Genomic DNA, 13,468 nt, shown 5'->3' on the forward strand with positions numbered 1-13,468 from the left:
CCCAGCATGGCCGGTCTCCTCTACCGCCTCGGTCGCTTCGCGGCCCGCCGACACTGGACGGTGATCATCGCCTGGATCGTGCTCATGGCGATCGCCGGTGTCACCTTCAGCCTGTTCTCGGGCACGATCTCCTCCGCGATCTCCATCCCCGGCACGAAGACCAGCCAGGTGCAGGACGAACTCGCCGACAAGTTCCCGAGTGCGAACGGCGGCAACGGGACGATCGTCTTCCAGACGAAGGACGGCGGGGCCTTCACGAGCGCCCAGCGGGACGACGTGCAGGCGTTCCTGACGGACCTCGAGGACCTGCCGGGCGTCAAGGGCACGACCGACGGCTTCGCGACGCAGCAGCGACTCGACGACCAGCGGCAGAAGATCGTCGACGGGCGCAAGGAGATCAGCGACGGGCGGAAGGAGCTCGAAGACGGTCAGGCGCAGCTCGACGCCCAGAAGGAGCAGCTGGAGTCCGGCAAGCAGCAGATCGCGGACGCCCAGGCCCAGCTCGACGCGCAGAAGGCCCAGGCGGAGGCCCAGGCCAGCGCCGCCGGTGCCGCCGCGGCTGCGAGCCCCGCCGCCCAGGCGCAGGCACAGGCCGGCCAGCAGCAGCTCGAGCAGGCGCAGGCGCAGATCGACGCCCAGCAGCAGCAACTCACGGCGGGCGAGCAGCAGCTCGCCGACGCGCAGAAGACCATCGACCAGAACACGCAGAAGCTCGAGGACAGCGAGCGTGACCTCGAACAGGGTTCCGACCTGCTCGACCTGTCGAAGGACATCCGCTTCGTCTCGTCGGACGACTCCGCGGCCATCGGCACGGTGCAGTTCACGAAGTCGACCTACGAGGTCCCGCAGACCACGAAGCAGGAGATCTCCGACCGCGCCGAGGCGGCGACGATCAGCGGCGTCGACGTGTACGTGTCCAACGACATCGCGCAGGGTGTGCCCTCGATCCTGGGACCGGGCGAGATCATCGGCGTCGTCATCGCGGCGCTCGTGCTGTTCCTCATGCTCCGCACCGTCATCGGTGCCGCGATCCCGCTCCTCAGCGCGGTGCTCGGCGTCGGCGTCGCCACCCTCGCGTCGCTCTCGTTCTCGGACCTCGTCGAGTTCATCTCGGTCACGCCGGTCCTGGGGGTGATGCTCGGCCTGGCCGTCGGCATCGACTACTCGCTGTTCATCCTCAACCGGCACCGGACGCAGCTGAAGCAGGGCATGGGCGTGCACGAGTCGATCGGGCTCGCGAACGGCACCTCGGGCAACGCCGTGGTCTTCGCCGGCACGACGGTCATCGTCGCGCTCCTGGCGTTGAACATCACGGGCATCCCGTTCCTCGGCCTGATGGGCACGGTCGGGGCGGTGGCGGTCCTGTTCGCCATCCTCATCGCGACCTCGTTCACGCCGGCACTGCTGTCGCTGCTCGGCCTCCGGATCCTGCGGAAGAAGGAGCGCCAGCAGATCGGCAACACCGGGTCCGTCCGGGTGCCGAACAAGCCGATGTCGACCTGGCGCGCGGTCATCACCCTCATCGCGGGCGTCGCCGTCCTCGGCACGATCGCCCTCCCCGCCACGCAGATGCGACTCGGTCTGCCCTCCGGGTCGTCCGAGGCGGTCGAGTCCAGCCAGTACAAGGCGTACAAGACGCTCGAGCAGGAGTTCGGCGCCGGTCAGAACGGTCCGCTGCTCGTCGTCGCGACACTGCCGCAGGCGGTCAGCGAGGACGACGTCACCGCGACCGAGGTCACCATCGGCCAGGCGCTCGCGGAGAACGACGACGTCGACGCCGTGCTCCCGATCGGCGCGTCGAAGGACCGCACGATCATCGCCTTCCAGGTGAAGCCGAACGGCGGCCCGGACAGCGTCTCGACCGAGGAGCTCGTCAAGGACCTCCGCGCCCAGAGCGTCTCGACCGATGACGGACGGGTGGAACTCGGCGTCGCGGGCAACGCCAGTGCGAACATCGACGTGTCCGAGAAGCTCGCGAACGTGCTGCCGCTCTACCTGGCGGTCGTGGTCGGCCTGTCGCTGATCATCCTCATCATCGTGTTCCGGTCGTTCCTGGTGCCGATCACGGCGACGGCGGGGTTCATCCTGTCCGTGCTCGCCTCGTTCGGTGGCCTGACCGCGATCTACCAGTTCGGCTGGCTCGGCAGCGTGTTCGGCGTGCACGACCCGGCACCGATCCTGAGCTTCCTGCCCATCATCGAGATCGGCATCCTGTTCGGGCTCGCGATGGACTACCAGCTCTTCCTGGTCTCCGGCATGCGTGAGGCGTACGCTCACGGGGCCAGCGCGAAGGTCGCGGTGCAGCGCGGGCTGCACGCCGGCCGCGCGGTGGTCACGGCGGCCGCGATCATCATGATCTCGGTGTTCGCGGGCTTCATCTTCTCGGAGTCGTCGACCATCAAGCCGATCGGGTTCGGTCTGGCGTTCGGTGTCCTGCTCGACGCGTTCGTCGTCCGCATGCTGCTCATCCCGGCCGTGATGCACCTGCTCGGTCGGAGCGCCTGGTGGATCCCGAAGTGGCTCGACCGGATCCTGCCGGACGTGGACGTGGAGGGCGCGAAGCTCGAGCGCATGCAGCCGGTCACCGGGCACCGCTCCGTCGCGGACGGCAGCACCCCGGCCGCCACGGGACAGGCCGACGCCGGACAGGCAGCGACGGACCCCGTCGGCGATGCGCAGTCCGGCGGCGGCCACCACGGGTCGCACGCCGCTCCGGCGGAGCCGGACGCGCCGACGCACGGTTCGGGACACCCGCCGGCGCACCGCGCGTAGGCAGCAGCGCCACCGCCTGGAGGCCCGGTGCCGGTCCACGAGACCAGCACCGGGCCTCCTGTGCGTCCGGTCGCTGGCACCGCTCGCGCGACTCTTCGTGCACGAAGGGTACGGTGGCTGCATGGCGAACACCGCGACGGACCCGCTCTCCCTCGACCGGCAGCTCTGCTTCGCCCTCGCGGCCACGAGCCGGAGCGTCGTCGGGCTCTACCGCGAGCTGCTCGAACCGATGGGCCTCACCCACCCGCAGTACCTCGTGATGCTCGCCCTGTGGGAGCGTGACCCGCGCTCGGTGCGGGAGATCGCGACCGACCTCCGTCTGGAGTCCGCGACCTTGAGCCCACTCCTGAAGCGGCTGGAAGCGTCGGGCTACGTCCGTCGTGGCCGGAGCACCGAGGACGAACGACAGCTCGCGGTGTCGCTGACGACCGCGGGGCGCGCACTCCGCGACCGCGCCGAAGCAGTCCCGGTCACCGTCGCGGCACGGCTGGGATGGCCGGTCGCACGGCTCGAGGCGCTCAAGGACGAACTCACCGCACTCCTGGAGGTCGTCGACGCAGTCTGAGGCGAACAGCGAGTACACTAACGATCAGGGTAAGAACGGAAGGCAGCCATGGGACGCTTCGCCCGGTGGTACGAACGCTGGAACACGACGCTGATCGACAAGATGGGCCCGTCACAGATCGGTGCCGGCCACCCCGAGGGGATCGACGACCGGACCGTCGACCGCGAGTGCCCGATCTGTCACCAGCCGCTGTCCCTGCACACCGTGATCCGGCCGGAGGGCCAGGTGCGCTCCTCCACCCTCGTCTGCCCGCGCCGCTGACGCCGACGGACCGCTGCGGCGCGTGAAGTCGGAATACGCAACACGGCGCTCGTGTTCCCGCTCCACGTGAAGCTCTTCGAACCCGCCGCCCTCGGCGCCCTCCGACTCAGCAACCGCATCGTCATGGCACCGCTCACGCGCACCCGCGCCGGTGAGCACGGCGTCCCGAACGACCTGCTCGTCGAGCACTACGCGCAGCGCGCGAGCCTCGGCATGATCGTCACCGAGGGCACCTGGCCCGTCCAGGAGGGCCGCTCGTACCCCGGGCAGCCCGGCATCGAGACCGAGGAGCAGATCGCCGGCTGGCGCCGCGTGGCCGACGCCGTGCACGAGCGCGGCGGCACCATCGTCATGCAGCTCATGCACGGCGGCCGCGTCTCGCACCCCTCGATCGCGCAGACCCCGCGCATCGTCGGCCCGAGCGCCGTCGCCGCCCCCGGTCAGACGCACCTGGCCGACGGCTCGAAGGCCGACATGCCCGTCCCCCACGAGCTCACGACCGACGAGGTCGCCGAGGCAGTCCAGGGCTTCGTGCAGGCCGCCCGCAACGCCATCGCCGCCGGCATCGACGGCGTCGAGGTGCACGGAGCGAACGGGTACCTCGTGCACGAGTTCATGTCGACCCACTCGAACATCCGGACCGACCAGTACGGCGGCTCGCCGGAGAACCGCGCGCGCTTCGCAGTGGAGGTCACCACGGCAGTCGCCGAGGCCATCGGCGCCGACCGCACCGGCATCCGCCTGTCCCCGGCGCACGGTATCCAGGGTGTCGTCGAGGACGACGCCGACGACGTGCGCGCCGTCTACAGCGCGATCGCCGAGGGGCTCGCACCGCTCGGCCTCGCCTTCATCGACGTCCTGCACGCCGACCCCGCCGGTGACCTGGTGCAGCACATCCGTCGGACCGCCGGTGCGCCGTTCGTCGTCAACTCCGGCTTCAGCGCGATGACCACCCGCGACGAGGCGGTCATGGTCGTCGACGAGGACATCGCCGACGCCATCGCCGTCGGCCGCCCGGCCATCGCGAACCCGGACCTCGCCGAGCGCTGGGAGCAGGACGCCGAGCTCAACGAGCCGCGGCCGGAGCTCTTCTACGGTCAGGGCGCCGAGGGCTACACCGACTACCCGACACTCGCCGAGGTGCGCGCGTCGGTCGCGTAGTCGTCGCCTGCGCAGACGGGAGGCCCGGTACCGGTGGTACCGGGCCTCCCGTCGTCCGTGCCACGCCCGGCTCACCGGCGGCCGGGTCCCGGCCGGTCGTGGTCGTGGCCGTCCCACAGGTCGCCGCACTCGACCCGCTCGGCGCCGGCGGACCGCAGGTACGGGCCAGCTCCGAGGTCCCCGTGGAGCACCGCCGCCAGCGGCCCCCAGTGCACCCGCCCCACGAGGACGGGGTGCCCCGGGCGTCCGTCGTGCACGGCTCGGCGTAGGGCCCTACGACGATCACCCGGCACGTCGAGCACACGCCGGACCGCCGCGACCGGCAGGTCCGGCAGGTCGACGAGGGACACGACCACCGCGGCGGCCCCGTCGCCCTCCCTGACGACGGCGAGCCCGGCGGCGAGCGACGCCCCCATCCCCTCCGCCCACGCGGAGGCGACCACCGTGCGGACCGACGGCCGGTCCGGGACCAGCGGACGGGCCTCCCGGGCGGACGCCCCGAGCACGACGACGACCGCGTCGCACCCGCCGGCGAGCAGCGTGTCGACCGCCGTGGTGACCCACGGTCGCCCGCCGGCGTCGCGGACCAGGGCCTTCGGCATGCCCATGCGGGTGCCCGCCCCCGCCGCCAGCAGGAGGCCCGTGGTGCCCCCGGCGCGGTCGCTCACCGGGGAACTGCCCCGGTCACACGAACCCGGGCAGCGCTGTCCACGCAGCGGGCGCCTCGGCCACGCCGTCCCGGACGACCGAGCCGGAGATGAGGCCGTACGGGCGGTCGGCGGCGAAGAAGACCTCGCCCGGGTTGTCGAGCCCGAACGGCGCGAGGTCGACGAGGAAGTGGTGCTTGTTCGGCATCGAGAAGCGCACCTCGGCGATCTCGGGGAACGCCTCGATCGTCGCCCGGCCCATCGCGAAGAGCGTCTGCTGCAGCGCGAGGGAGTGCAGTTCCGCGAAGGTCGCGAGCATGGTCTCGAGCACGCCGGCGTACACGGCGTCGTGGTCGATGCCCGCCGCGACCGCGTCCGGCAGGTACCGCCAGCGGGCGGTCACCGAGGTCGCGAGGATCCGGTCGTCGGTCTCGGCCAGGGTGGTGTAACCGTCCCGCGGGAAACCGTGGAACTCGCTGCCGGTGGACTTGAGCACCGTCAGGTCCGTCACGCCGGCGATGACGTGCACGTCGTCGCCGTCGACCTGGACGACCGCGGTCCGGGTGCCGGCACCGGCCCGGACGAAGGCGTGGTCGTGCTCGCGGCCCGCGACGGCGATGCGTTCCCACGTGTGCTGCTCGGCGGAGAGCGTCGCGCCGTCGTACCAGTCGAACGCCGTGGTGAAGTGTCGGGCGAGCCGGAGCAGGAACTCCTCGGGACTGTGCACCCCGTGCTCCCGGGCGAAGGCGTACACGGTGTTCTTCTGCGTGTCGGTCGCGACGACCTTCGCGTTGTCGCCGTCCGTGTAGGAGTCGGCGAGCGCCGCGCCGCGCAGCTGCGTGGTGACGGTGAGGTCCTCGATCTCGTGCCGGTCGGTGTCGCGGGTGACCCGGACCAGGCGGACCTCGGCCTTCCCGTACTGGTTCGCGCCGAGGTGCACGGTCGTCGGGACGGACGTGCTGGTGGTGGTGTCGGTCGTGGTGGTGTCGGTCATGGTCGGGGTCAGCTCCCTCGGTAGGTGGAGTGGGCGAACGGACTGAGCAGCAGGGGGACGTGCAGGTGCACGGGGTCGTCCGGCACCGTGAGCACGACGACCACGCGGGGGTGGAACGCCGGCAGGTCGAGTCCGGCCCAGTACGCGCCGGTGGCGAACGTCAGCGTCCACTCCCCCGGCGGCAGGCGGTCCGGGCCGAGCGCGGCGATGCGGCCGTCCGGGTCGGTGGTGCCGGACGCGACGAGCACCCCGTCGGCGTCGACGAGCGTGACGGCGATGCCCGCGGCCGGTCGACCGTGCGTGGTGTCGAGCACGTGGGTGGTGAGGTGGCTCATGCGACGCTCCTGGCGAGTCGGAGGAGGGCGATCTCCCGCAGCTGGTCGGCGACCTCGGTGCGTTCGGTGTCGTCGTCGTTGCCGAGTCGTCGGCGGAGTTCGGCGAGGACCTGGTCCGCGGTCCGCCCGGCGGCCCGGACCAGGAACACCCGGTCGAACCGCGCTTCGTAGTCCGCGTTCCCCTGCCGGAGCGCCGCGGCGGTGGCCACGTCGGCACCGGCGGACGCAGCCTGCTCGAGCCGGGAGGCCGTTGCCGCCGCCCCGTCACCGACGGGACGGTCACCGATGCGCGGGTGCTCGGCGAGCGCGGCCTCGACCTCGGCGTCGGTCCACGTGCGTGCGAGCCGGTCGGCCGCCGCGGTGAGGGCGCCGACGGTCCCGAACGGACGACCGGCGAGCACGGCCTCGACCCACCGGGGCACGGCGGCCCAGGACGTCACGAGTGCACGGGCGTCGGCGTCGTCGAGTCGGTCGAACACGTGGACGACGACGGGGGTGGACAGCGGAACGGTCATGTCCCGGAGGATGGCACCCCCGTGTTTCGGGCAGGCGTCGAGCAGGTCACGGCTCCGGCGCGGCGACCGCCACCGGCTGTTGCTTCCCCGAAACGGTGCTGAAACACCGGTTCCCTACGGTTGCCGACATGGCATGGAACCGGGGCATGATCGCGCACGGCCGACGAGTCGGTGCGCTGACCGTCCCCCGTCGCCCTGCCCTGATCGGACCTGTCCATGGACCTCGTCTCCGTCCGCACCGTGCGGACACCGTCGCACCGCGACGACCTCGCGTTCTCCCCCGGTGACCGCCCGCTCGGTGGCGGCACGTGGCTGTTCTCGGAGGAACAGCCCGGCCTGACCGGGCTCGTCGACCTGACGTCGCTCGCCTGGCCGGACGTCGAACGCGCGCCCGGCACCCTGACCGTCGCCGCGACCTGCACGATCGCGTCGCTGCTCCGCGTGCGGCCGGATGTGTCGTGGCGCGCGTGGCCGCTCGTCGAGCAGTGCGCGAACGCCCTGCTCGCGTCGTTCAAGGTCTGGAACGCCGCGACCGTCGGCGGGAACGTGGCCGTGGGACTGCCCGCGGGTGCGATGACGGCGCTGCTCGTCACGCTCGACGCCACCGCGGTCATCTGGACGCCCGACGGCGGGGAGCGGCGGGTGCCCGTCGAGCGGCTCGTCCTCGGCGTGCGCACGCTCGACCTGCGCCACGACGAGGTCATCCGGTCCTTCGAGGTCCCGGAGGCGGCTCTCCGAGCGACGACCGGGTACCGGCGCGTGTCGCTCAGCCCGTACGGCCGGTCGGGGTCCCTCGTCACCGCACGGTGGTCCGCGCAGGAGTTCGTGCTCGTGGTCACGGCGGCTACCCCGCGCCCGGTCGTGTTCCGGTTCGCCGGGGTCCCGACGGCCGACGGGCTCGACGACGCACTCACGGCCGCGCTCGGGTCCGACGACCACTGGTACGACGACCCGCACGGGTCCCCCGCCTGGCGCCGCGCGGTCAGCACCCGCTCCGCGCACGAGCTCCGCGACGAAGCCGCAGCGGGAGGGACCCGATGAAGATCGAGGTCGACGGCACCCCGATGGAGGTCGCACCGCAGCCCGGTCAGGTCCTCCGGACGCTCCTCCGGCAGCACGGCGTGACGTCGGTGAAGAAGGGGTGCGACGCCGGCGACTGCGGTGCCTGCTCGGTGCTCGTCGACGGGGTGCCCGTGCACTCCTGCATCACGCCCGCACACCGGTTGGAGGGCCGGACGGTGACGACGGCAGCGGGCCTCGGCACCCCGGAGCACCCGCACCCGGTGCAGCGCGCGTTCGCGGAGGCTCCGGGGTTCCAGTGCGGGTTCTGCACAGCCGGGTTCGTCGTCACCGCGTCCACGCTCACCGACGACGACCACACCGACCGGCACCGGAAGCTCAAGGGCAACCTCTGCCGCTGCACCGGGTACCGGGCGATCGAGGACGCGCTCGACGGTGTCGTGAACACCGCGTGCGCGACCCCCGGCGCGGCGGTCGGCACGTCCGTCGGCGCCCCGGCCGCGATGCGCGTCGTCACGGGACAGGAGGAGTACACGCTCGACGTCCCCGACACCCCCGCGGTCCGGGCCACCGAGGCCCTGCTGCACCTCGCCGTCCTCGCCAGCCCGCACCCGCACGCCCGCATCACCGCGATCGACACCACCGCGGCCGAGGCGCTCCCCGGGGTGCACGCGGTGTTGACGTACCGGGACGACCCCGGCGTCCTGTTCTCCACCGGACGGCACGAGTCGCGGCTCGACGACCCGGACGACACCCGGGTCCTCGACCGCGTGCTGCGGTTCCGCGGACAACGGGTCGCCGCGGTCGTCGCCGACAGCGTCCGGACCGCCGAGCTGGCGTGTGCGCTCCTCCGCGTCGACTACCAGGTCCTGCCGAGCGTGCACGACCCGGACGCCGCACGCCGACCGGGCGCACCCCTCCTGCACGGCGACAAGACGTCGGCCGAGCACCGGATCGCCGAGCCGACGCGCAACGTCGTGGCGAGCCTCCACGGCGAGACGGCCGACGTCGGAGCGGCCCTCGCGGTCGCCGCCGCGACCGTCGACGGCACCTGGAGCACCGGCCGGGTCTCGCACGCCGCCCTCGAGACGCACGCCACCCGCGGGTGGGTGGACCCGGACGGGAGGCTCGTGCTCTGGACCGCCACGCAGGTCCCGTTCCTGGTCCGCGACGAGATCGCCCGCGTCTTCGCGCTCGACCCGGCCCGGGTGCGCGTCGTCGCGAAGCGGGTCGGCGGGGGGTTCGGCGGCAAACAGGAGATGCTCACCGAGGACCTCGTCACGCTCGCCGTGCTGCGCACGGGCCGGACCGTGCAGTACGAGTTCAGCCGACGCGACGAGTTCACGATCGCGCCGACGCGGCACCCCATGCGCGTCCGGGTCCGCCTCGGCGCCGACACCGACGGCAGGCTGACCGCGATGCACGTCGACCAGACGATGGACACAGGGGCGTACGGCAACCACGGCATCGGCGTCATGTTCCACTCGGTCAGCGAGTCCGTCGCTGTGTACCGGTGCCCGGCCAAGCGGGTGGACGCGGAGTCGGTGTACACGAACAACCTGCCGTCGGGAGCGTTCCGCGGGTACGGCCTCGGGCAGGTGGTGTTCGCGATCGAGTCCGCGATGGACGAGCTGGCGCGGGAGCTCGGCATCGACCCGCTCGAGCTCCGGCGGCGGAACGTCGTCGTGCCCGGTGACCCGCTCGTCGTGACCGATCCGCACGAGGAGACCGACCTGCGGTGGGAGGGCAGCTACGGGCTCGACCAGTGCCTCGACCTCGTGGAACAGGCCCTGGCCGGGCCCCTGCCCGAGGTCCCGCGGACGGACGGGCCGGTCCTGACGGGTCCCGGGCCCGACGGCTCCCCGGACTGGGCGTTCGGCACCGGCGTCGCGCTCGCGGCCATCGCGACCATGCCGCCGCGGGGACACCACGCGCACACCTCGGTCGAGCTGCTGCCGGGCGGCCGCTACCGGATCGGCGTCGGCACCGCCGAGTTCGGCAACGGCACGACGACCGTGCACACGCAGCTCGTCGCCACCGCGCTCGGCACCACCCCGGACCGCGTCGAGGTGCACCAGTCCGACACCGACGCCGCACGGTACGACACCGGTGCGTTCGGCTCCGCAGGCGTCGTCGTCGCCGGACGTGCCCTGTACGCGGCCGCGCAGGCCCTCCGGGACGAGATGACCGCACGGGCACTCGTGGTCGTGGCAGCCCGGACCCCACGGACCGCATCGGGGGTGCTAGGGCCTGCGGTCGCCGTGGAGCCCGGGGGTGTGCGGGTCGGCGACGAACTCGTCGGGCACGCGGAACTGCTCGTCGACGGTCCGCTCGTCGCGCACGGCACCCATGACGGCACGCCCCGGTCACTCGCGTTCACCGTGCACGGGGCCCGGGTCGCCGTGCACCGCCCCACCGGTGAGGTCCGGGTCCTGCAGAGCGTCCAGGCGGTGGACGCCGGCACCGTGCTCAACCCCGAACAGCTCCGGGGGCAGGTCGAGGGCGGTGTCGCGCAGGCGGTCGGCTCGGCCCTGTACGAGGAGGTCGTGCTCGACGACACCGGACGGGTCACCACCGACGCCTTCCGGTCCTACCGGGTGCCGAAGATGTCCGACGTGCCACGCACCGAGGTGCTGTTCGCCGACACACACGACCCGCTCGGTCCCCTCGGGGCGAAGTCCATGAGCGAGGCCCCCTACAACCCCGTCGCCCCGGCCATCGCGAACGCCGTGCGGGACGCGATCGGCGTGCGGCCGTACCGTCTCCCGATGACCCGGGACCGGGTGTGGGCGCTGCTCGCCGACCCGGCCGACGCCGGAGGTGCGTGATGTTCGAACTGGCGCCGCGCCTCCTGGCCGTCCTCGACGCCGGCGACCCCGTCGTCGTCGCGACCGCAGTCGACGTGCAGGGCAGCTCGCCGAGCGGGACCGGCACCTCGATGGCGGTGCTGCCCGGCGGCGAGGTCGTCGGGACGATCTCCGGCGGGTGCGTCGAGGGGTCCCTGTACCTGACGGCGGAGGAGGTCCTGACGACCGGTGTCGCCGTGCTCGAGCGCTTCGGGTTCGAGGACCCGTCCGACCCCGCTGCCGACTGGGCGCCGGGGCTGCGGTGCGGCGGGCGGGTCGAGGTCCTCGTCCACCGCGTCCTGCCGAGCGATGCCGTCGTGCTCGACGCGCTCCGTGCCGCCGCCGCCGGGACGCCGACGTCGCTCACGGTGTCCCTGGAGCCCGCGTCGCTCGGCGCGGTCGTGCGTCCGGCGGACGGGTGCCGGACGCGGGTCTTCACCGAGTACGCCGGTGGCCGCGCCCGCTGCATCGTCGTCGGTGCCGTCGAGTTCGCCGTCGCCGTGACGAACACCGCGGCCATGCTCGGCTACGCGGTCACCGTCGTCGACCCGCGGCCGGTGTTCCTCACCGACCAGCGGTTCCCGGCGGCGCAGCAGCGGATCGTGGGGTGGCCGCCCCGGGTGCTGGCCGACACCGCGATCGGGCCGGACAGCGTCGTGGTGCTGCTGTCCCACGACGACCGGTTCGACGCCGAGGTGCTCGACCTCGCCCTCCGCCGCGGTGCCGGGTACGTCGGGGCGATGGGGTCCCGCGCGACGCACGAGCGGCGTCTGGCGGTGCTGCACGACCTCGGGACGCCGGACACCGCGCGGCTGCGCTCCCCGATCGGGCTCGACATCGGAGCGGAGACACCGGCGGAGACGGCACTGGCGATCATGGCCGAGGTGGTGGCCGTGCGACGGGGCGCTCCGGGCGGTCCGCTCGTCGACGGGAGCGGGGCGCTCCACCGGCGGACGGCCCAGACCCGGTGACCAGCCGCGGCGGGTCACTCCCCGCCGGTACCCCGGACGGCGCGGAGCATCGGCGATCTCACTCCGACGACATCGACGGCGTCAGCCGCGATGACCCGGCTCGCTAGGCTCCAGCTGTGTCCATGACAACCGGCCCGATCGGCGCTCGGGGAACCACGCTCGTCGTCGCGACCGTCCTGACGTCGGTGTCCGCCGGAGCGTTGCTGGTGCTCTGGGCAGCTCTCTGGCTGCCGGTGCTGCTGCGCGGCGCGGACACGGCGCTCTTCCTGTGGCCGCTCGTCGTGGTCCTGGCCGTCGGACCGTGGTGCGGCTCGGTGGCAGCGCTGGTCCTCGCTGCCGTCGCACTCGGCGGGAGACGGGCGCCGACCGCAGCGACCGCCGTGCTGCTCGCCAGCGCACTGGTCGTCGTGGTCGCACCGGTGGCACTGTGGTTCGGCGCACCGACGCCGCTGGGTGTCTGAGCGTCCTCCTCCGCTCTCGGCACCGTCCGCCCGTGGGGATGCGACTCAGCCCAGGACGCCCGTGTGCTCGAGCACGATCAGCACGCCGATGAGGATGAGCACCACGCCCCCGGCGATCTCCGCCGGCTTGCCGAAGCGTGCACCGACGCGCCGGCCGACCACCACGCCGACGTAGCTCAGCACCGCGGTCGTGACCCCGATGAGCAGCACCGCCCACCCGATCGACACCGGCAGGAACGCCAGCGTGATGCCGACCGCGAGCGCGTCGATGCTCGTGGCGACGGCGAGGACGAGCAGTTCCCGGACGCGGAGCCGGTCCGTGTCCTCGTCGGTGTCCTCGTGCCCGTGGAAGGCCTCCCACAGCATCTTCCCGCCGACGAGCGCGAGCAGGCCGAAGGCGACCCAGTGGTCGACATCCGCGATGGCGCTGGCGAAGGCGGTGCCGAGCAGCCACCCGAGCAGCGGCATGAGCGCCTGGGAGGCCCCGAACACCAGCGCGATGACCACGGCCTGGCGCACGGAGAACCGCTTCATGTGCAGGCCCTTGCCGAGTGCGACGGCGAAGGCGTCGGCGGAGACGCCGAGCGCGATCAGGAACAGGGCCCAGAACGACATGGGGTGGCGCCTCTCGAGACGGACGGAGGAGACGCCGTCGTCTCGGAACCCGACGATCCTGCCATGTCGATCGCAGCCTCCGGGACCGGAAAGGCCTGATCAGGAGGATTCGTCTGCCCGAATCCGCCCGTTGGGCGCACCGCTCGGGTAGGAGCGGACGACCCGGCGGGGCGGCCGGATGTAACAGGACGGTAACGACGGGAAACCCACCCAAACCATGTCGGCACCGGTGCCGAATCACTGTCACAAGCCGGGAACGGCCCGCAAGCGCTCACCAGCCGCACATCGCTGGTTCTCCACCCCTT

13 protein-coding genes are annotated in these 13,468 nt (G+C 72.6%); 8 read left to right on the forward strand and 5 right to left on the reverse strand.

The genetic code is table 11. The features are described 5' to 3' along the window. Window positions 1-6: 6 nt before the first annotated feature. The 4 genes from DEJ32_RS12125 (at window position 7) to DEJ32_RS12140 (ending at window position 4,759) form a co-directional block, all read left to right on the forward strand. On the forward strand, window positions 7-2,772 hold the full coding sequence (locus DEJ32_RS12125; protein ID WP_110901457.1) for an MMPL family transporter: 2,766 nt from the start codon (window positions 7-9) through the stop codon (window positions 2,770-2,772). Window positions 2,773-2,893: 121 nt separating this feature from the next. Beyond that, window positions 2,894-3,337 (forward strand): MarR family winged helix-turn-helix transcriptional regulator, encoded by a 444-nt coding sequence (locus DEJ32_RS12130; protein WP_110901458.1) that lies wholly within the window; start codon window positions 2,894-2,896, stop codon window positions 3,335-3,337. Window positions 3,338-3,385: 48 nt separating this feature from the next. Beyond that, window positions 3,386-3,598 carry a hypothetical protein gene (locus tag DEJ32_RS12135; protein WP_110890165.1) on the forward strand — a complete coding sequence of 71 codons (213 nt, stop codon included), beginning with the start codon at window positions 3,386-3,388 and terminating at the stop codon, window positions 3,596-3,598. Between the two features lie 66 nt (window positions 3,599-3,664). Next, window positions 3,665-4,759 carry an alkene reductase gene (locus DEJ32_RS12140; RefSeq protein WP_110901474.1) on the forward strand — a complete coding sequence of 365 codons (1,095 nt, stop codon included), beginning with the start codon at window positions 3,665-3,667 and terminating at the stop codon, window positions 4,757-4,759. Between the two features lie 71 nt (window positions 4,760-4,830). Here DEJ32_RS12140 and DEJ32_RS12145 read toward each other — a convergent pair whose 3' ends face one another. Genes DEJ32_RS12145 through uraD form a run of 4 tightly spaced genes read right to left on the reverse strand, consistent with a single transcriptional unit; the run spans window position 4,831 to window position 7,250 of the window. After that, a complete protein-coding gene (locus DEJ32_RS12145; RefSeq protein ID WP_258368367.1) occupies window positions 4,831-5,427 on the reverse strand; it encodes an NTP transferase domain-containing protein in 597 nt (198 codons plus the stop codon). Window positions 5,428-5,443: 16 nt separating this feature from the next. Further along, on the reverse strand, window positions 5,444-6,400 hold the full coding sequence (gene pucL / locus DEJ32_RS12150) for a factor-independent urate hydroxylase (RefSeq protein WP_110901459.1): 957 nt from the start codon (window positions 6,398-6,400) through the stop codon (window positions 5,444-5,446). Between the two features lie 8 nt (window positions 6,401-6,408). Then, window positions 6,409-6,735 (reverse strand): hydroxyisourate hydrolase, encoded by a 327-nt coding sequence (uraH, locus tag DEJ32_RS12155; protein WP_110901460.1) that lies wholly within the window; start codon window positions 6,733-6,735, stop codon window positions 6,409-6,411. Beyond that, complete coding sequence (gene uraD / locus DEJ32_RS12160; RefSeq protein ID WP_110901461.1) at window positions 6,732-7,250, reverse strand: 2-oxo-4-hydroxy-4-carboxy-5-ureidoimidazoline decarboxylase; 519 nt, start codon at window positions 7,248-7,250, stop codon at window positions 6,732-6,734. The genes uraH and uraD overlap by 4 nt, the downstream gene beginning before the upstream one ends. Before the next feature lie 216 nt (window positions 7,251-7,466). Here uraD and DEJ32_RS12165 point away from each other — a divergent pair, with 216 nt between their 5' ends. The 4 genes from DEJ32_RS12165 (at window position 7,467) to DEJ32_RS12180 (ending at window position 12,548) form a co-directional block, all read left to right on the forward strand. After that, the gene (locus DEJ32_RS12165) at window positions 7,467-8,291 is read left to right on the forward strand and encodes a xanthine dehydrogenase family protein subunit M (RefSeq protein ID WP_110901462.1); all 825 of its coding nucleotides are present in this window, start codon (window positions 7,467-7,469) and stop codon (window positions 8,289-8,291) included. Next, entirely contained in the window at window positions 8,288-11,098 is a 2,811-nt protein-coding gene (locus DEJ32_RS12170) for a molybdopterin cofactor-binding domain-containing protein (protein WP_110901463.1), read from the forward strand. The genes DEJ32_RS12165 and DEJ32_RS12170 overlap by 4 nt, the downstream gene beginning before the upstream one ends. Further along, window positions 11,098-12,087 carry an XdhC family protein gene (locus DEJ32_RS12175; RefSeq protein WP_110901464.1) on the forward strand — a complete coding sequence of 330 codons (990 nt, stop codon included), beginning with the start codon at window positions 11,098-11,100 and terminating at the stop codon, window positions 12,085-12,087. Before DEJ32_RS12170 ends, DEJ32_RS12175 begins: the two co-directional genes overlap by 1 nt. Window positions 12,088-12,203: 116 nt before the next feature. Further along, window positions 12,204-12,548, forward strand: coding sequence for a hypothetical protein (locus tag DEJ32_RS12180; protein WP_146234151.1), 345 nt, complete (start codon window positions 12,204-12,206; stop codon window positions 12,546-12,548). 45 nt (window positions 12,549-12,593) lie between these two features. Here DEJ32_RS12180 and DEJ32_RS12185 read toward each other — a convergent pair whose 3' ends face one another. After that, window positions 12,594-13,163, reverse strand: a complete 570-nt coding sequence (locus DEJ32_RS12185) for a manganese efflux pump MntP family protein (protein WP_110901466.1) — start codon at window positions 13,161-13,163, stop codon at window positions 12,594-12,596. Between the last annotated feature and the right edge of the window lie 305 nt (window positions 13,164-13,468).

The organism is Curtobacterium sp. MCPF17_046 (assembly GCF_003224295.1).
Taxonomy (GTDB): domain Bacteria; phylum Actinomycetota; class Actinomycetes; order Actinomycetales; family Microbacteriaceae; genus Curtobacterium.